General features: G+C 47.9%; 21 protein-coding genes. 15 read left to right on the forward strand and 6 right to left on the reverse strand.

From position 1 onward, the window contains the following. Positions 1-41 precede the first annotated feature (41 nt). The 12 genes from ileS (at position 42) to T497_RS0113815 (ending at position 11,400) form a co-directional block, all read left to right on the forward strand. Entirely contained in the window at positions 42-2,822 is a 2,781-nt protein-coding gene (gene ileS / locus T497_RS0113760) for an isoleucine--tRNA ligase (RefSeq protein ID WP_028516115.1), read from the forward strand. Positions 2,823-2,887: 65 nt separating this feature from the next. After that, the gene (lspA, locus tag T497_RS0113765; RefSeq protein WP_242840022.1) at positions 2,888-3,403 is read left to right on the forward strand and encodes a signal peptidase II; all 516 of its coding nucleotides are present in this window, start codon (positions 2,888-2,890) and stop codon (positions 3,401-3,403) included. Then, the gene (locus tag T497_RS0113770; RefSeq protein WP_028516117.1) at positions 3,396-4,310 is read left to right on the forward strand and encodes an RluA family pseudouridine synthase; all 915 of its coding nucleotides are present in this window, start codon (positions 3,396-3,398) and stop codon (positions 4,308-4,310) included. Before lspA ends, T497_RS0113770 begins: the two co-directional genes overlap by 8 nt. A 10-nt stretch (positions 4,311-4,320) precedes the next feature. Continuing rightward, a complete protein-coding gene (locus T497_RS0113775; protein WP_028516118.1) occupies positions 4,321-5,142 on the forward strand; it encodes a Cof-type HAD-IIB family hydrolase in 822 nt (273 codons plus the stop codon). Positions 5,143-5,146: 4 nt separating this feature from the next. Then, positions 5,147-5,470 (forward strand): hypothetical protein, encoded by a 324-nt coding sequence (locus tag T497_RS0113780; RefSeq protein ID WP_028516119.1) that lies wholly within the window; start codon positions 5,147-5,149, stop codon positions 5,468-5,470. Positions 5,471-5,678: 208 nt separating this feature from the next. After that, positions 5,679-6,518 carry a transketolase gene (locus T497_RS0113785; RefSeq protein WP_028516120.1) on the forward strand — a complete coding sequence of 280 codons (840 nt, stop codon included), beginning with the start codon at positions 5,679-5,681 and terminating at the stop codon, positions 6,516-6,518. A gap of 5 nt (positions 6,519-6,523) precedes the next feature. Further along, positions 6,524-7,468, forward strand: coding sequence for a transketolase family protein (locus tag T497_RS0113790; RefSeq protein WP_028516121.1), 945 nt, complete (start codon positions 6,524-6,526; stop codon positions 7,466-7,468). A gap of 226 nt (positions 7,469-7,694) precedes the next feature. Continuing rightward, positions 7,695-8,342, forward strand: coding sequence for a hypothetical protein (locus T497_RS0113795; protein ID WP_028516122.1), 648 nt, complete (start codon positions 7,695-7,697; stop codon positions 8,340-8,342). A gap of 399 nt (positions 8,343-8,741) precedes the next feature. Further along, complete coding sequence (gene rplJ / locus T497_RS0113800; protein WP_024861667.1) at positions 8,742-9,257, forward strand: 50S ribosomal protein L10; 516 nt, start codon at positions 8,742-8,744, stop codon at positions 9,255-9,257. Between the two features lie 104 nt (positions 9,258-9,361). Then, on the forward strand, positions 9,362-9,736 hold the full coding sequence (gene rplL / locus T497_RS0113805; protein ID WP_028516123.1) for a 50S ribosomal protein L7/L12: 375 nt from the start codon (positions 9,362-9,364) through the stop codon (positions 9,734-9,736). A gap of 272 nt (positions 9,737-10,008) precedes the next feature. Continuing rightward, the gene (locus T497_RS17770; RefSeq protein WP_051530687.1) at positions 10,009-10,782 is read left to right on the forward strand and encodes a CAP domain-containing protein; all 774 of its coding nucleotides are present in this window, start codon (positions 10,009-10,011) and stop codon (positions 10,780-10,782) included. A 162-nt stretch (positions 10,783-10,944) separates the two neighbouring features. Next, complete coding sequence (locus T497_RS0113815) at positions 10,945-11,400, forward strand: GNAT family N-acetyltransferase (protein ID WP_028516124.1); 456 nt, start codon at positions 10,945-10,947, stop codon at positions 11,398-11,400. A 65-nt stretch (positions 11,401-11,465) separates the two neighbouring features. Here the strand turns inward: T497_RS0113815 and grcA3 are convergent, their stop codons facing one another. The 6 genes from grcA3 to T497_RS16985 all read right to left on the reverse strand — a co-directional run bounded on the left by grcA3 (position 11,466) and on the right by T497_RS16985 (position 16,483). Continuing rightward, on the reverse strand, positions 11,466-11,711 hold the full coding sequence (gene grcA3, locus T497_RS0113820; RefSeq protein ID WP_347491806.1) for an autonomous glycyl radical cofactor GrcA3: 246 nt from the start codon (positions 11,709-11,711) through the stop codon (positions 11,466-11,468). Positions 11,712-11,840: 129 nt separating this feature from the next. Continuing rightward, entirely contained in the window at positions 11,841-12,044 is a 204-nt protein-coding gene (locus T497_RS0113825; protein ID WP_028516125.1) for a hypothetical protein, read from the reverse strand. Between the two features lies 1 nt (position 12,045). Further along, complete coding sequence (gene pflB / locus T497_RS0113830) at positions 12,046-14,148, reverse strand: formate C-acetyltransferase (protein WP_028516126.1); 2,103 nt, start codon at positions 14,146-14,148, stop codon at positions 12,046-12,048. Between the two features lie 352 nt (positions 14,149-14,500). Beyond that, a complete protein-coding gene (locus T497_RS0113835) occupies positions 14,501-14,809 on the reverse strand; it encodes a hypothetical protein (RefSeq protein ID WP_028516127.1) in 309 nt (102 codons plus the stop codon). A gap of 115 nt (positions 14,810-14,924) precedes the next feature. Continuing rightward, complete coding sequence (locus tag T497_RS0113840; protein WP_028516128.1) at positions 14,925-15,218, reverse strand: hypothetical protein; 294 nt, start codon at positions 15,216-15,218, stop codon at positions 14,925-14,927. A 59-nt stretch (positions 15,219-15,277) separates the two neighbouring features. Next, the gene (locus T497_RS16985) at positions 15,278-16,483 is read right to left on the reverse strand and encodes an AI-2E family transporter (protein ID WP_051530688.1); all 1,206 of its coding nucleotides are present in this window, start codon (positions 16,481-16,483) and stop codon (positions 15,278-15,280) included. Between the two features lie 498 nt (positions 16,484-16,981). On the opposite strand from T497_RS16985, the gene T497_RS0113850 reads away from it, so the two are divergent. From T497_RS0113850 to T497_RS0113860, 3 genes are all read left to right on the forward strand, one after another. Continuing rightward, positions 16,982-17,719, forward strand: a complete 738-nt coding sequence (locus T497_RS0113850; RefSeq protein WP_028516129.1) for a vWA domain-containing protein — start codon at positions 16,982-16,984, stop codon at positions 17,717-17,719. A 9-nt stretch (positions 17,720-17,728) separates the two neighbouring features. Beyond that, positions 17,729-18,775, forward strand: a complete 1,047-nt coding sequence (locus tag T497_RS0113855; protein WP_028516130.1) for a PP2C family serine/threonine-protein phosphatase — start codon at positions 17,729-17,731, stop codon at positions 18,773-18,775. Positions 18,776-19,111: 336 nt separating this feature from the next. Beyond that, the gene (locus T497_RS0113860) at positions 19,112-20,434 is read left to right on the forward strand and encodes an immunoglobulin domain-containing protein (protein ID WP_028516131.1); all 1,323 of its coding nucleotides are present in this window, start codon (positions 19,112-19,114) and stop codon (positions 20,432-20,434) included. Positions 20,435-20,514 lie beyond the last annotated feature (80 nt).

Genomic DNA, 20,514 nt, shown 5'->3' on the forward strand with positions numbered 1-20,514 from the left:
AAAGGAGGATCCCTCAGTCTTTTGTAGAGGGATCGGATAGTATGGCACAGGATTATAACAGTACTCTTAATTTACCGCAGACAGAATTCCCGATGCGCGGAAATCTGCCTAAGAGAGAGCCTGAAACTCTCAAAAAATGGGAAGATGAAAGACTCTACTACAAAATGGTAGAGAAGAACAAGGGCAAGCCCTCATATGTTCTCCATGACGGACCTCCCTATGCAAACGGCGAGATACACCTCGGTCATGCTCTTAACAAGTCCCTCAAGGACTTCATCGTTAAGTATAAGAATATGAACGGTTTCTGTGCTCCCTACGTTCCCGGCTGGGACACCCACGGTCTTCCTATCGAGCTGAAGGCTATGAAGGCTATCGGCGTTGAGAACGGAGCTATCCCTGCGGTAGACCTCAGAAAGCACTGCCGTGAGTACGCTATGACTCAGGTCGCTAACCAGATGAAGGGCTTCAAGAGACTGGGCTCACTGGGCGACTATGACTATCCTTACCTGACACTTCGTCCCGAGTACGAGGCAAAGCAGGTAGAGGTATTCGGCTCAATGGTAAAGAAGGGCTATATGTACAAGGGCTTGAAGCCTGTTTACTGGTGCCCTGACTGTAACACAGCTCTCGCTGAGGCTGAGATCGAGTACTCCAACGATCCATGCTATTCTATCTATGTAAAGTTCAACGTAACTGATGACAAGGGAATCTTCACAGGACTTGGACTTGACCTTTCAAAGATATATTTCGTTATCTGGACAACTACTACATGGACTATCCCGGGCAACCTTGCTATCTGCCTCGGTCCTGAGTACAACTATACACTTGTTCACGTAGGCGACGAGTACTACGTAATGGCTGAGGAGCTCGTAAAGACAACTATGGAGACAGCAGGTATCACTGAGTATACCACTGAGCATATCTTCACAGGTGCAGAGCTCGAGGGCATGAAGACCAAGCACCCCCTCTATGACCGTCCGTCACCCATAATCGTAGGCGACCACGTTACTCTTGAAAGCGGTACAGGCTGCGTACATACAGCTCCCGGCTACGGTGTTGAGGACTTTGAGGTCTGCAAGAAGTACGACGATATCGGTATCATCGTATGCGTTGACTCAAAGGGCAAGCAGACTGCGGAAGCAGGCGAATTCGAGGGCATGGACACAGATCAGGCTAACAAGGCTATCGCTGCAAAGCTCACAGAGCTTGGCGCTATGCTGGCTACACAGAAGATCGTCCATCAGTACCCACACTGCTGGAGATGTAACAGCCCTATCATATACAGAGCTACAGAGCAGTGGTTCTGCTCCGTAAACGGCTTCAAGGACGAGGCTATCAAGGCTATCGAGTCCGTTCAGTGGATCCCTGAGTGGGGCGAGGACAGAATCAAGGGCATGGTACGCGACAGAAGCGACTGGTGTATCTCACGTCAGAGAACATGGGGCGTTCCGATACCTGTTGTTTACTGTAAGGACTGCGGCAAGCCTATCTGCAATGACGAGACTATCTCCGCTATCTCCGAGCTCTTCCGCAAGGAGGGCAGCGACGCATGGTGGATAAAGGATACAAAGGAATTTATCCCTGCAAGCGTTAAGTGCGAGTGCGGCTGCGGCGAGTTCACCAAGGAATACGACATCATGGACGTATGGTTCGACAGCGGTGTATCACATACATCTGTTATGGAGGGCAAGGACTTCCCGAGCCTTTCATGGCCTGCTGACCTCTATCTCGAGGGTGCTGACCAGTACAGAGGCTGGTTCCAGTCATCGCTCCTCACATCAGTCGTATACAAGGGACAGTCACCATATAAGGCTGTCTGCACTCACGGCTGGGTAGTTGACGGCGAGGGCAAGGCAATGCACAAGTCCCTCGGAAACGGTATTGATCCAAGCGAGATAACAGACCAGTACGGCGCTGATATACTCCGTCTGTGGGCAGCTTCTTCTGACTACCACAGCGATATCCGTATCTCAAAGCCTATCCTCGGTCAGCTTTCCGACGCTTACAAGAAGATAAGAAATACTGCTCGTTTCATTCTGGGCAACCTGGGCAACGGCGCAGGCTTCGATCCCGACAAGGACAGCGTAAGCGACGACCAGCTCACAGAGCTGGACAAATGGGCTCTCATGAAGCTCGATAACCTTATCGACACAATGAAGAAGGGCTACGACGCATTTGATTTCCATATTGCGCTCCACGCTCTCCACAACTTCTGCGTAATAGATATGTCAAACTTCTACCTTGACATAATCAAGGACAGACTTTACTGCGAGAAGGAGGATTCAGTTCTCCGCCGCGCAGCTCAGACGGCAATGTACCGCATAATCAGTGCGATGACAAGACTTGCCGCACCTATCATTTCATTCACAGCCGAGGAGATATGGCAGTTCATGCCTCACTCCGCAGGCGACGACAAGCTCAGCGTATTCCTCAACCAGATGCCTGAGAAGAGCGGTATCGAGTTCACCGACGACTTCAAGGACAAGTGGGAGTTCATCTACAATACACGTCTCGGAGCTAACAAGGCTCTTGAGGATGCTCGTAACGAAAAGACTATCGGTAAGTCCCTTGAGGCTAAGATAATCATCAAGAGCTCCGACGCTGACTACGACAGATATGCTTCACTGGCAGACCAGCTCAAGGATATCCTCATCGTTTCAGGCGTTGAGGTAGAGAAGGCAGGCACAGCCGAGACAGCATTCGCTGTAGCAAAGGCTGAGGGCGACAAGTGCGAGCGCTGCTGGTGCTTCAGCAAGTACGTTGGCACAAATCACGACCACCCCACACTCTGTGAGAGATGCGCTATAGCTGTAGAAGCTTAAAATATCATTCTTTGCCTGTCGGCTTTTTGGTCGACAGGCAGTCTTATTGAAAGGATACACACTTGTTGATAATACTTGCTTTGCTGGTGGCTGTCCTTGTAGGAGCTGACCAGCTCGTGAAATACTGGGCTGTACATGAGCTCAAACCCGTAGGTACTATGGACTTTATCCGTATCGGAGACTTCAAGATATTCGACCTTACCTACCTTGAAAACGACGGCGCTATCTTTGGAAGTATGTCGGGACAGAGGTGGTTCCTCATCGGCTTTACGAGCCTTGTTGTGCTGGCAGGCATAGTGGTGCTTTTTAAGGTATACCGCCGCTCGAAGTTCCTCAGCACAGCCATCGCGCTGTTTATCGCAGGAGGTATCGGCAATCTTATCGACCGTTTCCGCTTTGCTTACGTGGTGGATATGTTCGAGTTCAAGCCATTCAGATTTGCTATCTTCAACGTGGCTGACATCTGCGTCACCTTTGCTTTCATCATGCTTATCTGGTACGCACTTTTCATCGATCCCAAGATAGAAAAGGCTAAGAAGGCTGCGGAAGCAGAGTCCGAAAAGGCGGAAGAAAATGAGTGAGCAGGTGATACTCACAGCTTCTCCCGAGGATAAGGGGAGCCGTATAGATAAGTACATTTCTGATAATATTGCGGAGCTTACGCGCTCTGCGGTACAGGGGCTCATTGAAAAGGGACTTGTTCTCGCGGAGGGCAAGGCTGTCAGCAAGAACTACAAGCTCAGAGGCGGCGAGGAGATATCCGTGGAGATACCCGAGCCCGAGCCTATGGACGCTGTACCCGAGGATATACCCCTTGATATCGTCTATGAGGACGACGACCTGCTGGTTGTAAACAAGCCCAAGGGCATGGTGGTACACCCTGCACACGGCAATTATACGGGAACACTGGTAAATGCTCTGCTTCATCACTGCGGAGACAGCCTGTCGGGGATAAACGGCGTTATCCGTCCGGGTATCGTGCACCGTATCGACAAAAACACCAGCGGACTTCTCATAGTTGCCAAGAACGACGCTTCTCATCTGAAGCTTGCTGAGCAGATAAAGGAGCACAGCTTCACCCGTGAGTACGAGGCAGTCGCCTGCGGCTATTTCAAGGAAACCGAGGGAACTGTGGACGCTCCTATAGGGCGTCACAAGACAGACCGCAAGAAGATGTGCGTTACCACGGAAAATTCCCGAAACGCTGTTACTCATTACAGCGTAATAAAGCAGTACGGCGGCTACGCTCATGTGAGACTGCGGCTCGAAACGGGACGTACTCATCAGATACGTGTTCACCTCAGCTATATCGGACACCCCGTACTTGGGGACGACGTTTACGGAAAGCCCTACAAGGGCATAGAGGGACAATGCCTTCACGCCCGTAAAATAGGCTTTATCCATCCCACAACAGGGGAGTATATGGAGTTCGTCAGCGACCTGCCCGATTACTTTGTATCCATACTTGCAAAGCTGGAAAAAATGTAGGAGTGATACCTTGTTTGAAGATATATCGAAAGTTGTCCTGCTCAGCGACATGGACGGAACTCTCCTCAACTCAAAAAAGGAGATAACCGACACCGACAGAGCCGCTATTGAGCGCTTTACGGCAATGGGCGGACGCTTTACCGTTGCGACGGGACGCACTATCCAGTCCTTTGACCAGTTCCGTTCTGTTCTGGGGCTGAAATATCCTATAATCATGTACAACGGAGCAGCTATCCATGACTATATCATGGGCGAAACGCTGTTCACACACTCTCTTCCCCCTGAAGCTAAGGCTTACACGGCGGAGCTCCTTGAGCTAATGCCGCAGGCAGGAGGAGAGGTGCTGAAAACCGAGGGCACTTACGTTTTCAGCAATACAGATTACCAGCAGCTCCATACAAAGCTGTGCGGTATAGTGCCGAATTACGCGGAGCTCTCCGACATAGAGGACGGCGGCTGGCTGAAAGTCCTGTTCTCATTGTCTCCCGAGGACGTTGACCATATGGAGCTCCTTGTAAAACAGCTGCGCTATGAGGGCGTGGATTTTGTGAAGTCCTCGGAAATATTCCTTGAAATGCTCCCAAAGGGAGTAAGCAAGGGCTCGGCTCTTGCACAGTATCGCAGGCTCGGCGGCATGGAGGGCTGTACCTTCGTGTCTATCGGCGACTTCGACAACGATATAGAGATGATAGTCGAAGCCGATGTGGGAGCTTGTCCCGCCAATGCGGAGGAATCAGTAAAGGCAAAGGCGGATATCGTACTCTCACGCACCAACGACGAGGGCGCTGTAGCAGAGCTTATCGACTACATTATCGAAAGGTGCAAACAGTAGAACAATGAAGAAGAAGGCAGCAATAATCGTATACATAGTCGCAGTAATAATCGTGCTGGGACTTATCGGGCTGCTGGTTTACAGCAGCATGAACGGCAGGAGCTCTGACTCCGCCGCAAGCTTTACACTCAGCGATGTGGCAACGCTGGCGCTGGCGGTATTTGCAGTACCGATGTGGATAGCGTCGCTTTGCCTGATGAAGGCGCTGAGACTCAGGGGAACTCTCCACGAAAGGCAGAACAAGATGCTCATATCCGTTCCTGCCGTGGCGTGTACAGGCTTTTCAATATTTTATATAATTGTCATTGTAATGATGATTTTCAGGTGAAAGACATAATATGTTTACATTTACAGCAAAAAATGTCTTGCATTTACCCATTTTTTGCGGTATAATATGTGTGTAGCTATAATTGCAGGGGCGGGCGGCTGTCTGAATAATAATTATTAGGGGGCGACCGAGTCACCCGCCTACTGCTGTCAAACTTTATTAAACTTGTATAAAGCGGCGTTAAGCCGTTAAATTTTTGGAGGTCACTATGGACGCAAAGCTTAAAAAAGAATTGCAGAAAACAGCCTGCAAGGTAAGAATGGGCGTTATCGAAGGCACCTACAATGCCAAGTCGGGACACCCCGGCGGATCCCTCTCGATAAGCGATACTCTCACTTACCTCTACTTCAACAAGATGAACAACGATCCTAAGAATCCCGACGCTCCCGACAGAGACAGATTCGTTCTTTCAAAGGGACATACAGCTCCTGCTCTTTACTCGGTACTGGCTCAGAAGGGCTATTTCTCAGTAGAGGAGCTCAAGTCTCTCCGTCACATCGGCGCTCTCTTACAGGGACACCCATGTATCCATATCCCAGGAGTTGATATGTCAAGCGGTTCTCTCGGACAGGGCATCTCCGCAGCCTGCGGCATGGCTCTGGCTGGCAAGATAGACGGCAAGTCATACAAGGTATACACTATCCTCGGCGACGGCGAGATCGAAGAGGGACAGGTATGGGAGGCTGCTATGTTCGCAGCTCACAAGAAGCTCACTAACCTCGTTGCTATCGTAGATAACAACGGTCTCCAGATAGATGGTCCTATCAGTGAGGTATGCTCACCTGAGCCTATCACAGATAAGTTCGCAGCATTCGGCTGGCACGTTATCACTATGGACGCTCACGACTTCGACGATATCGACAGAGCCTTCACAGAGGCTGATTCCGTAAAGGACAAGCCTGTGGCTATCATTCAGAAGTCCACAAAGGGCAAGGGCGTTTCATTTATGGAAAATCAGGTAGGCTGGCACGGTACAGCTCCTAACAAGGAACAGTACGACCAGGCTATGTCAGAGCTTAACGCGCAGTTAAAGGAATTGGAGGACTGATCATCATGGCAGATATTATCAAAAAGGCTACCAGAGAAAGCTACGGCGAGGCTCTTAAGGAGCTTGCCGATGAATATAAGGACTTAGTAGTTCTCGACGCAGACCTTGCTGCTGCTACAAAGACAGGTATCTTCAAGAAGGCTTACCCAGACCGTTTCTTTGACTGCGGTATCGCAGAGGCTAACATGATGGGTGTTGCAGCAGGTCTTGCAGCTTGCGGAAAGATCCCTTTCGCAAGTACATTCGCAATGTTCGCAGCAGGCAGAGCTTTTGAAATAGTAAGAAACTCTATCGGCTACCCGCACCTCAACGTAAAGATAGGCGCTACACACGCAGGTATCTCCGTTGGTGAGGACGGCGCTACACATCAGTGCAACGAGGATATCGCTCTTATGAGAACTATCCCCGGCATGACTATCATCAACCCATGCGACGATGTTGAGGCAAAGGCTGCTGTAAAGGCTGCTCTCGACTTCAACGGTCCTGTTTATATGCGTTTCGGCAGACTTGCTGTTCCTGTTATCAACGACGCTGCAAGCTACAAGTTCGAGCTCGGCAAGGGCGTTGTAATGAAGGACGGTAAGGACGTTACAATCGTTGCTACAGGTCTTATGGTAAACGAGGCTGTAGAGGCTGCAAAGACTCTCGAGGCTGATGGTATCTCCGCAAGAGTAGTCAATATCCACACTATCAAGCCTCTCGATAAGGAGCTCATCTGCAAGTGCGCTAAGGAGACAGGTCTCATCGTTACTGCTGAGGAGCACAGCATCATCGGCGGTCTCGGTTCTGCTGTTGCAGAGGCAGTTACAGAGTGCTGTCCTGTTCCTGTTATCAAGATAGGTGTAAACGACGAGTTCGGACATTCAGGTCCTGCTGTTGACCTCCTCAAGGAGTTCGGTCTTTCAGCTGAGAACATAGTTAAGACAGTCAAGGCTACTCTCAGTAAGTAATATATAGGAAGCGTACTGCTTGTACAGAAGCTTTGCCCCTGAGTGTTTCATGACGCTCAGGGGCATTTTGATCAGGATCAGAAACATCTATATGAGCAGTCGCTCTGTCTGTGCTTTTTGTACAAAAAATATAATAGTTATTGACAAACGGCGGTAATTGATGTATTATATTAATATGTTTACGGTGCGATCCAAATAATCTTATTTTTTCAAGGGGGAAACTGTTATGAAAAAAATGTCTATCGGCATACCGATCTTTGTGGGCTTCCTGCTGATACTGCTGCTGCCCGCAACGCTCATTTTTGTCGCAAAAGACGCCATGACACCGCCTGACGGCGGAGTGCTCACGGACTGCGTTGTTACGGACTACGTCAAGGCAGGAAAGCACGTCAGTGCAAATGTTGATTATGTCAACAGCGAGGGCAAGACCATAAACGCCAGTATCTCAAATGGAGTAGGAAGCCGCAATACATTTGTGGGTGCACATTATCAGTGCTATGTTTATGAAAGCAACCCCTTCGAGGTGTACAGAAAGCCCGACAAGATAGGTCTCATAGCTCTGTACGTCGGTGCGGCTGCATCGGCACTGGTGGGACTTGTTGTAGTTATCATGCTTCTGAAAAAGAGAAACGTTCAGGGATTCCTGATAAAGAACGGTCAGCATGGACAGGCTACCATAACCAATGTGGTCGTAAGGGAGGACAGTTCGGGCTTCACCAATTATATATGCGACTATAACTTCACGGACAGCCGCGGGCAGCTGCATTACGGCAAGCATACCTTCATGAACAAAAGAGTGTCCGTAGGCAATTATTTTCCTGTGCTATATGCCGAAAAAGGCGGCAAAATGATATCGGATATAGTTGATAACTGAGCAGAAATGTCTTAGTCTGTTCGCCTTAACAAAAAAAGAATTACCGTGCCTGAAATAGCAGGCTCGGTAATTTTTGTATTGTCACTACAGCAAGGCGCTCTCCTACGGCTACTGTTTGCAGTAAATGGCATTGCGACAGATTGATTCCGAATGGCCGCAAAAACATTTTCGCAAAAAACAGAAAAAATGCTTGACAAAGCCAAAATAATATGCTATAATAATCAAGCTGTGAAAAAACAGTATCGTATTCTAAAGACAGCTGGCAGAGCTAACGCTCAGTAAGTCCCGCCGAGGAATAGCAATTGATAGAATTATCATTGTCCATTCCGCGCTGTCGGAATGGGCTTTTTTATTGCTCTCTGAATACGATGAAAATTCATTCGGAGGTGAATACACACTATGCCAAGCAATGCTGTACTCGAAGCAAAGAAGGCTAAGGTCGAGAAGCTCACCGAGATCATCAAGAATTCCGTTTCAGGCGTTCTCGTTGACTACAAGGGTATCACTGTTGAAGAGGATACCAAGCTCAGAAAGGAGCTTCGTGAGGCTGGCGTTCACTACTTTGTAGAGAAGAACACAATGCTTCTCCGCGCTTTCAAGGAATGCGGTATCGAGGGCTTTGAAGAGGCTCTCAACGGCACAACTGCTCTCGCTGTTTCTAACGACGATCAGACTGCCCCTGCAAGAATCCTCGGTAAGTTCGCTGAGAAGGCAGGCGACGAGAAGTTCAATCTCAAGGCTGGTTACGTTGAGGGTGAAGTTTACGATCAGGCTGGAGTTGTTGCTCTTTCCAAGATCCCTTCAAAGGACACTCTTCTCGCTCAGCTCGTTGGCTCTCTCCAGGGCCCGCTGCAGAAGCTTGCTGCTACACTCAATGCTGTTGCAGACAAGAAGAAGGAGGAAGAAGCTGCTTAATTGCCGCTTGAACTTCCATTACACATTTGCGGAGACAAGCTCCGCAGCTTAATTTAAAACCATAGCCCATAAGGGCAAATACTATTAAAAAGGAGATTATTATCATGGCTTCTGAGAAGATCACAAAATTTGTTGAAGATATCAAGACTCTTTCCGTTCTTGAGCTTTCTGAGCTCGTAGACGCTATCCAGGAGGAATTCGGCGTAACAGCTGCTATCGCTGCTGCTCCTGCTGCTGGCGGTGCTGCTGGCGGCGCTGCTGCTGCTAAGACAGAGTTCGACGTAATCCTTGCTTCCTTCGGTGACGCTAAGATGGGCGTTATCAAGGTTGCTAAGGAAGTTCTCGGTCTCGGCCTCAAGGAGGCTAAGGAGATCGTTGAGGCTGCTCCTAAGGCTATCAAGGAAGGCGTTTCTGAGGCTGAGGCTAACGAGCTCAAGGCTAAGTTTGAAGAGGCTGGCGCTACAATCGAGATCAAGTAATTTATTACGGATCGTATACTATACAGGGAGTTGTACTATATGGTACAACTCCCTTTGTCTATTGTGCTGTATAGGAAGTTCTTCTCACTGTGTAATATGCGAATTTTCGTCATCCCTGTTGACTTGTCGGACAACCTGTGATATAATAAACTTAGACAGCTGGTAAACATTATGTATAATATTTATCGGCTTCGCAGTTTTTTACAGCTTTAAAATATAAGAAGTGAAATGCATGGTTTTGGGGGAAATATGCAGAAACGGAGTGATTTTTTATGAAAAAGCTTTTGGCGTCTGTAATTTCAATAGCTCTGACTATATCGGCTGTGCTGCCGATGATGAGTTTTGCTGCCCCTGATACTGCATTTGTGCTCGGCGACAACATAGTAGAGGCTTCTTCGGCAAATGCCGACGCTTATGCTGAGCAGGTAGTAAAGCTTGTGAACAGCGAGAGATCAAAGAGAGGTCTCCAGCCTGTCAAGGCTCTTATATCCATGAACAAAGCGGCTTCTGCCCGCGCAAAGGAAATAGCAGGTAAGTTCGACCATACACGCCCCGACGGCAGACGCGGCTTTACCGCTGTTGAAGACGCAGGGCTCAACTGGAGCTGGGTAGGCGAGAATATCGCCGCAGGATATCCTACTCCCGAAGATGTTATGAGCGGCTGGATGAATTCAAACGGTCACAGAGATAATATCCTTAATTCCAGATGCAAGTACATCGGTGTGGGCTACTATAATGACGGCGGCTGTGCTAACTGGGTACAGCTGTTTATGGACTCTCCTATGGAGTACACAGACTTCCCGACTATAAAGGTACAGAGCGGCGACAAGACTAACCTTTCAAAGGGCGATGTGAACGGTGATAATGCAATAAACGCTATCGACGCTTCTGAGGTCTTGACGGAGTACGCAAGCGTTTCCTCGGGACGAGGCTCACGTTTTTCAGCAGCTCAGAAAACTGCTGCTGATATGAACACAAACGGCACAGTAGACGCAGTGGACGCGTCAATAATACTTGGAATATACGCGACTAATGCCACTAAATAAAACGAAATAGGCTGTGCCTGTGAAAAGACACTGATATAGAAGTTTTAAGCCATAGTATTTCTGATGAAAGTCAGAAGTGCTATGGCTTTTTTATTGACATTTCAGCTGTATCATGCTATAATGTGTACTATTATAAATCGGAAGATGCGGAGCTGATAAACTGTGACGATAGAATATAGAAAAGCAGTATCAGAAGATGCGGAAATACTGGTAAATATCTACGATGCTGCTTTTTACAGCGATTACATGAGATATGGTGCGTGTCCCGGATACGGCAGAACGGTAGAAATGATGAAAGAATCAATAAGAGAGTATCCGAAATATATCATACTGTGCGATAATAAGCCTGTTGGCTGTGTTTCTTGTAAAATGCAGGAAATGGGAGTATATGAGATAACTTGCCTGTGCATTATCCCTGAGTATCAGGGCAAAGGATTAGGTACTAAGGCAGTTAAGTTTGTAAAGGAGCTTTATGATGATTGGGAGAAGCTAACTTTAGTAACGCCTTTGGATAAGAAGGAAAATGTTAAGTTCTACACCGAAAAATGCGGATTTCATATAGTATCCATTGAAACAGACGGCAATATTGAGCTTGCCCGATTCGTTACAGAAAGATAAATACAATGCCCCTGAGCGTTTCCAAATACGCTCAGGGGCAAAACTTTATATGTTGCAGCTTTTTATCAGAGACTTGAGTGGAATGTTCTTGAAATAACGTCGTCCTGCTGCTCTTTTGTGAGCTTTACGAAGTTTACTGCGTAGCCCGAAACTCTTACGGTGAGCTGTGGGTACTTCTCAGGGTGAGCCTGAGCGTCAAGGAGAGTTTCACGGGTGAAAACGTTTACGTTGAGGTGGTGTCCGCCTTTTTCAACGTAGCCGTCAAGCAATTCGATGAGGTTGTCTACCTGTTTCTGATTATCCATATTTATCCTCCCTGCAGCGTGACGCTGCACCCTATCCACGTTGCCGCTTGCTTCGCTCGCTCACTTTTATTAAGCTGCTGCCCGTACATCGCTTACGGCAGTTTGATAGGAAAATGCGATTTATGCGTATGACAATTATAATTCGTCGTCCTCGGGCTCAAGCTCCGTGGGCTGACAGCAGGCGCCCTTTGTGCCGCAGATATCCGTGCTTTTCACGGTATCGACTTTCAGCTCTGAGCCGTTTCCGACTATATTTACATGACCGCTTCCCTGCGCCATGAGCTGGTCTATCAGGTCTGCAAGCTCCTCAGGGGAGCTTTTATTTTCGGGTGCGCACATATTATTCGCCTCTGAGCTTGTCAAGGTCGAGGTCTCCTGCGAATACCTCCATGTCCTTGCCCAGTGCGTTAGGAACTATTGAGAATGTGTTGGAGATACCGTCCTGTGCGTGTCTGAAAGGCAGTTTAGCTACAGACGAGAGCGAAGCTACAGCGCCGTGAGTGTCTCTGCCGTGCATCGGGTTAGCTCCCGGAGCCAGCGGAACTCCCTGCTTTCTGCCGTCAGGAGTGTTTCCTGTTTTCTTGCCGTATACAACGTTGGAAGTAATTGTAAGAATTGACATTGTTGGCACGCCGTCGCGGTAGGTGTGGTGCTTTCTTACGCAGTCCATAAAGCGGCGGACAACTTCAACAGCAAGCTGGTCAACGCGGTCATCGTTGTTGCCGTATTTCGGGAAGTCTCCCTCAATTTCGTAGTCAACGACAACGTTCTTGGCAACGCTTGTGACATTGCCTGCCTTGTCCTTTATTTCGATATCCTTGCGGATAGGCTTTACCTTTGCGTACTTGATAGCAGAGAGCGAATCGGCAACGACTGAAAGTCCTGCGATACCTGTTGCGAAATAGCGCTTTACATCTCTGTCATGGAGAGCCATTTGCAGTCTCTCATAGCTGTACTTGTCGTGCATATAGTGGATAACGTTGAGGGTGTTGACATAAAGTCCTGCCAGCCACTCCATCATATCCATGTACTTCTCCCAAACATCGTCGAAGTCGAGATACTCGCTGTCTACAGGTCTGTACTTAGGACCTACCTGAAGTCCGAGACGCTCGTCCACACCGCCGTTTATAGCGTAGAGCAGGCACTTTGCAAGATTGGCTCTTGCGCCGAAGAACTGCATTTCCTTGCCCACACGCATTGAGGATACACAGCAGGCGATAGCGTAGTCATCGCCGTGAACCACTCTCATCATGTCATCGTTCTCGTACTGGATAGACGAGGTCTTGATAGACATCTTAGCGCAGTATTCCTTGAACTTTCTCGGGAGCTTCGTTGACCAGAGAATAGTCATATTCGGCTCGGGAGCTGTTCCAAGGTTCTCCAGTGTGTGGAGGTATCTGAAACTGTTCTTTGTAACGAGGTGATGACCGTCAACGTCAACGCCGCCGATAGACTCTGTTATCCATGTGGGATCGCCGGAGAAGAGCTCGTTGTACTCGGGAGTACGTGCGAACTTTACGATACGGAGCTTCATGATGAAGTGGTCAATGAGCTCCTGAGCCTGTTCCTCGGTGAGTATGCCCTTATCAAGGTCACGCTGAATGAATATATCAAGGAATGTGGAAGTACGTCCTAATGACATAGCCGCGCCGTTCTGCTCCTTGACAGCAGCAAGATAGCCGAAGTAGAGCCACTGAACCGCTTCCTTAGCGTTTGCGGCAGGCTTTGAGATATCAAAGCCGTATATCTCGCCCAGCTTCTTGAGATCCTGCAATGCGCGGACCTGCTCTGCAAGTTCCTCGCGGAGACGGATGTTCTTGGAAGTCATTCTTACCAGTGAAGTATCTATCTGGTGCTTCTTGTCCTCGATAAGGAGATCAACACCGTAGAGTGCTACACGTCTGTAGTCGCCGATGATACGGCCTCTGCCGTAAGCGTCAGGAAGTCCTGTCAGGATAGCCGAATGACGTGCAAGTCTCATTTCGGGAGTGTATGCGTCGAAAACGCCCTGATTGTGAGTTTTTCTGTACTTTGTGAATATCTCGACTACAGAGGGATCGACCTCATAGCCATATTCCTTGCAAGCCTGCTGAGCCATTCTGATACCGCCGAAGGGCTGTAATGCACGCTTGAAAGGCTTGTCCGTCTGGAGACCTACTATCTGCTCCAGATCCTTTTCAATGTAGCCTGCGCCGTGTGAAGTTATTGTTGATATGATCTTGGTGTCCATGTCAAGGACTCCGCCTGCTTCGCGCTCCTGTCGGGAGAGATCCATGACCTTGTCCCATAGCTTTTTTGTTGCCTCGGTAGGAGGTGCGAGGAAGCTTTCGTCGCCCTCATAAGGAGTGTAATTCTTTTTGATGAAGTCTCTGACGTTTACAGAAGTATGACTCCAGCGCCCCTCTGTAAAGCCGTCCCATTCCTTTTGCCATGTATTGATCATAACACATTACTCCTTTACAATGATCTAAGATAATATTACCACATTGTTTAAATTTTGTCAATCTCCCTATTAACGTCGGTTAACGGAAAAATACCGTTTTTCGTTTTATCAGATTACAAAATGTCAGCTGTCCCCTGAGGCAGCTTATGTCTCCCTGCGGAGAATTGGAGCATTCGGCTCATGCCGAATTGATCGGTATCAAAAATGTGTGAACTTGTTTGGCTTATTTGTGCATTAGATAGAACTTAGAACTAAGAGCTAAGAGCTAAGAACTAAGAGCTAAGAACTAAGAGCTAAGAACTAAGAGCTAAGTAGGGGACGGCGTCCTCGACGTCCCACAAGTAATTAGCAATTAGAAAGCGGCTTCGCCGCTGATGACGGTTTCCTTAACGACTCTTGCTCCCGTGTCGAATACCCACACTCTGTTTTTTACGGTTCTGCCGTCATCAAGGGTGAATTTGTCAAAGGTCTCGCCGCGGCAGTCAGGACTTTCGTGTATAAGCCTTGACGCAGACGGAATCGGCTCGGAGATATACCACTTGCCGAGCATATGATAAATGCAGCTTATCTTTCCGCTGTTGTAAAGCTGGTCTATCTCTGTTATCGTTTTGCCGAAGAGCTTTTCAAGTTCTTCTTCGGTGATATTTTTGTATCCTTCCATGTTGTTTCCTTTTTTCGGGCGGTAATTTGGAGTGAATCTGGCGTTTGCGGACTTGTTTGGCTTATTTGTGCATTAGATAGAATTAGTTATTAGCTGTTAGTGATTAGAAAGCGGACTATTCTTCCTCGCTGTATATTATATCGTAGTCGTCGCCTAATTCCTCTTGCAGGCGACGATGTCCCTCATGGGCTTTTTGATAAAAGTTCTCTTTCTCCTCGTCCGACCATAACAGCGGAGCCAGCGGCTCGTCCCAGTTCAATGCCTTATCGTATTCTTTGCTAAGATCGTATAAAAACTGTTTCAGCTCAGAGGATAAGGGGAGCTTTTCAAGACTGACGATACCTTTATTATCCCATAGGGGAGAACCGCTGCACCAATCAAAAAAATATTTGAGTGTATATTTTGCCATGTTCTGAACCTCTTTCAGCGGACTGCCAAAGGCAGCCCCTACAAACTAATCACTAATTACTACTTTCTGCTTGCTTTTTTAGGCTTCTGGGGTTTCTTGGCTTTTTCGGGCTTCTTGGGCTTTTTGTCCTCGGGAGGAGCTATGCCCTGTTCGGCTTCTTTCTTTTCAAGGACGTTGAAGCTGAGTTTATACAGCGTAGCCGCCAGCGGTACGCCAAGTATCATGCCAAAAATACCGAAAAGTCCGCCGCCGATAGTTACCGCCGCAAGAGTCCATATACTCGGCAGTCCCACAGAGCCGCCTACTACCTTGGGGTAGATGATATTGCCCTCGAACTGCTGGAGCAGAACTAAGAATATGAGGAAAATCAGCGCCTGCATGGGACTTTCTGTCAGGATAATGAACGCGCTTATGCCTGCACCGATGAATGCACCAACGATAGGGATAAATGCGGTAACTCCTACAAGAGTTCCCGACATTGCGGCGTAAGGGAGTTTCAGTATCTTCATGCCGATGAAGCACAGCGAGCCGAGGATAATAGCCTCAACGAACTGTCCCACAAAGAAGCTCTGGAATGTCTCGTTTGCGGTGTGGAAGATCCGTGAGAATCTCGCGTTGGATTCCTCGCTGAAATACGCCCGTCTGATACGGTTTCCGTCGCGGAAGAGCTTATCCTTGCGGAGAAGAAGATAAATTGCGAATATCAGTCCCAGCACAAGGTTCGCCACCGCTGAGGTAAGTCCGCCGATAATGCCCATTGCGGAGCTGAGTATGCCTGCAAGCCCCGATGTGAGAAGCTTCGAGCCCTTTTCGGCAATGGAAGTCCAGTCGAATTCAAGGGAGCTTATCTGCTCCTGTATCTCGGGGTACTCGTCAAGCTTTCCGAGAGCGAAGTCACGGGCTTGGGTGAACGCAGGCGGTATCTCGGCGTAGAGAACTCCGAAAGCCTTGGCTATCTCGGGAATGATGATATACATCACGAGGATTATCATTGCTATGGCAATGGCAAACGAGCACACCAGACACACAGGTCGCCGAGTAACTGCGGCGGCTTTTGAGGTGCTTTTGGGAAAGTAGTGCTTCTCAAAGAAGTTCATGAGGATATTGAAGATATAGCCTATCATAAATCCCATGACAAGGGGCTTCATAGCGCCCAGCACCAATGATACGAAGTTTGCCAGTACGCGGAAATTCTGGCTTATGACGCATACTGCTATTGCCAGTGCCGCGATAAAGATGTATTTTTTTATGTCGTTTTTGTTCATATTGAGCCGAAAAAACGGCAAGCCCTCCAATCATATATCATGTTTTTATTATACCACATAAGCGGAGCGCTGTGGTATAATTGCCCGATATGCAGTGAGCAGATCTTTGATCTGCGTATCTGCAATGGCTTTAATATAAATAAAGTATAGTATCATCTTTAATGATATTATACATTATATATGTGATTATGTCACGATATTAAATGTTAAATTTGTGTGAACAATTGCGGCGGGGAGAATACAAACTCTGATTTTTACGGGCGCACACTGTGCGCCCTGCACGTTAACGGCTAAAGGCTAAGGGCTCGGGCGGATAATATCCGCCCCTACAGGCTTAATAGGTCCTGCCCTGTCTGCGCTTTTATGCTATAAGCACGGAGCCTTTTTCACCCTGAAAAATAAAAAATTGAAATTTTTAGCCGCGTGTGTTGCTATTTTCGTATTTTTATGATATAATACTTTTAGCTTATTATAAATTACAGGACGGAGGTATATACCATGCCAGGTTTAGACGATTACGCTCCTGCTGTCAGAAAGGTCATGACGCTTTTCTATGTCATCGACACTTCGGGAAGTATGCAGGGCAGCAAAATAGGACAAGTAGAATCAGCTCTTGAAGAAGTTATGCAGACATTACAGGAAATAAGCGACGAAAGCGACGACGCTGAGATAAAGATCGCCGTTCTGGAATTCTCCACAGGCGCTTCATGGGTTACTCCCGAGCCTGTTTCTCCCGAGGGATACCGCTTCAAGACCTTTGAAGCCTGCGGCGTTACCGATCTGGGCGCTGCCTGCAAGGAGCTGGACAAGAAGCTCTCACGAAATGAATTCCTACAGACTGCCGCAGGTGCATATCCGCCTGTAATTCTCCTTTTCAGTGACGGCGGTCCTACAGATAACTGGGAGAGCGGTCTTGACGTTCTCAAGAAGAATAACTGGTACAAGCGCTCTATCAAGATAGCATTCGCTATCGGCGACGACGCTGACAGGGACGTTCTTGCACGTTTCTCGGGAAGCTCCGAGACAGTTCTTGACGTCAAGAACAAGGATCAGCTCCGCCTTATGATAGAAAAGGCAAGCGTTATCACCAGCGTATTCGCAAGCCATTCAAGCACAATTGACAGTGACACGGATCCTGTTGAAATATCCAAGAAGCTGGCTGAGGACGTTCAGACTCAGACTTCAGAGGCTCTCAGCGACGCCAATACCGCCGATTGGGACGAATCGGACTGGTAAGGTGAGGCTATGGAAAAAATTCTTTCCTTTGCTCAGACCACTGTAGGCGCTTCACATCTCAGCAGAGACATCATTTGTCAGGACAGCTCCCTTGCCGCAGACCATGAGAAGTACTCATTCGCGGCGGCGGCTGACGGTCACGGCAGTCCATGCTATCTGCGTACTGAAAGAGGCTCGAAATTTGCCGTTGAATGTGCGGCGGAGTGCGTGGCGGAGTTCCTTGACGGTATCGAGAATGCCGCAGAGGTGCTTGCCGATGTGAGACAGCGCGAGGAGCTCTTTAATCAGCTATGGCGCAGTATCATAGCTCGCTGGCACGACAAGACAGAGCAGGACTTCATAAACGAGCCCTTTACCGAGGAGGAGTACAGCCGTATCCCCGAGAAGTTCGCGTCCTATATAACGCGATATGAGAGCGGCGAGTATATCGGCGCTTACGGAACGACGCTCCTGTTTGCGGTAGTCACCGAGGACTATGCCTTCGGCGCTCAGATAGGCGACGGAAAATGCGTGGTCATCGACGGCGACAGCAACGTTTTTGCGCCTATTCCCGAGGATCCGCGCTGCTATGAGAACGTTACCACTTCCATGTGTCAGGACGACGCGGCGCTTTCGGCAAGATTCTTCTATCTGCCAAAGGGACTTATGCCTGCGGCGGTTTTCCTTTGTACAGACGGCGTGGAGAACTCCTACTGGAACGAGGAGCAGCTTTTCAGCTTTTTCCGCGGACTTGCTCTTACAATAGTTGAAAACGGCATGGAGGACGGCGTGGCACAGCTTGCGGACTTCCTGCCTGCTATGACGAAAAAGGGCAGCGGCGACGACGTTACCTGCTCGGGTATAATCAATATGCCGAAGCTGGGCGCCTGCTCGGACGGCATACGGGAGGACTTGGAAGCGGCGGCTGCGGCTATCTCCGAGGAGACATTGCCCGAGGATATCGAATATGCCGACGAGGAATCACAGCAGGTCATCTCAGACGTTGTGGCTGAGCCTGCCGAGAGCGAAGAATCGGCAGAAGAAGCTCCCGAGGAGCAAACAGAGATCAGTGAATAGAGTAAGGAACGGCGCTTTTGCCGTTCCTTTTTTATTTTGGACGCCGTCCCCTATATATATTCCGAAAAGGGGAGATCTTCAACGTGAACAGGTTGAAGATCACAAAAAGTTTACCGAAGATACATAGATGAGATTCCTGCGAAAAACAGCCATAAAATACAAGTTGTTGAGCTAAATTGCGAGAATTAGTGACAAATGTCATTGAAACAGTGACAAATGTCACTTGGTTTTTTATGTTCCGATATGTTAAAATATGCACATATTAAACCTTGGGAGGCATAAAACCGTTCATGGCGCCGAACGTTTTTATATTTTATTTTAAGGAGGATTTCTGAGATGAGAAACTTTAAATCAAAGGCAGTATGCCTTCTTTCAAGTGCTGTGCTTCTGTGCGGAGCAAGCGGGATGACTGCAAATGCGGCAACGAACTATAGCTTTACCGCGACTTCGCGCCCGACTATTACTGCTATGACAGTAAGCGAATATTATCTTGATAAGACAGATATCGAGATAGAAAGCGACAAGACAGCTGTTATCAATGCCAAAAAATCTTCAAGCTTTACATTGCCTGCAAATTCCACAGTAAGCTATCAGTGGTATAAGAACGGCAGTGCTTTGAGCGGAGAAACAAGGAGTAGTCTGACTGTTTCTTCGGCAGGAACCTATTACTGCGAGGTAAAGGTAAAGGAAGAGATAACTATCTATGTGAGCGTGTCAAGAAAACGAACAGGATATAGAACCAAAACATATACTACAGGCAATGCTAAAGTAGCCGAAAAGCTTGTAATAACAAAACAGCCCACAGGCGGCACATTCGACAACAGCAAGGGCTATTTCGATATGTTCGTTTCAGTTAAGGGCGGAACAGGCTCATACACATATAAATGGTACTGGAACGGTAAGGAGACCGCTCTTACAGGAACAGGTATGAGAGTTTACGGCGCAGGAACGGGATATTGCGTTATCACCGACAGTAACGGAAAAACGGTTACTACTCAGAACGCTACTGTAAGCTATGCGCAGTTTAAGATAACCTCTCAGCCAACTGGCGGATACTTCGACTATAAAAACGGTTATTATGATATGTATGTATCTGTGACAGGCGGAAGGGCACCTTATACATATAAATGGTACTGGAACGGAAAAGAAACATCTCTTACTGGAAACGGAATGAGAGTTTACAATGAAGGAACAGGATATTGTGTAATAACCGACGCTAACGGCAACAAGGTTACAAGCAATAGCGCTAAAGTAGTGTATGCACCATTTAATGCACATTACGAGGATTACGGCTATTTCGATGCAGCAGGTTCACTTCAAATGATGGATCTGACTGTTACTGCTGCTGGTGGAACAGGAACATATACATATAACTGGCAGAAAAAGGTAAACGGCAAGTGGGAGGACATAGGTGTTTATACGGGAAAGGAAGCAACTTATACGGTTAGCTCATTTGACATAATTGACAACGAAGAATATAAATTTATGTTCAAGCGCGACGATATGTATATTTATTCGGCTTCTTTCTATGACTCATATCGCTGCATCGTAGGCTATACCGATTCAACAGGATACCATACAAGAACACTCGATGAAATAAAGGTTTACAGCAAAGGTCAAATAAGCCATTGGTGGCCTATCCCCAATGTTCCAATGTAAAATAAAAGAAAAGGAACTGCAATAGCAGTTCCTTTTTTGCGTAAAACGGGCTTAGTTCTTAGCTCTTAGTTCTAAAGAAT

The sequence above is a fragment of the Ruminococcus flavefaciens MA2007 genome (assembly GCF_000621845.1).
Taxonomy (GTDB): domain Bacteria; phylum Bacillota; class Clostridia; order Oscillospirales; family Ruminococcaceae; genus Ruminococcus; species Ruminococcus flavefaciens_E.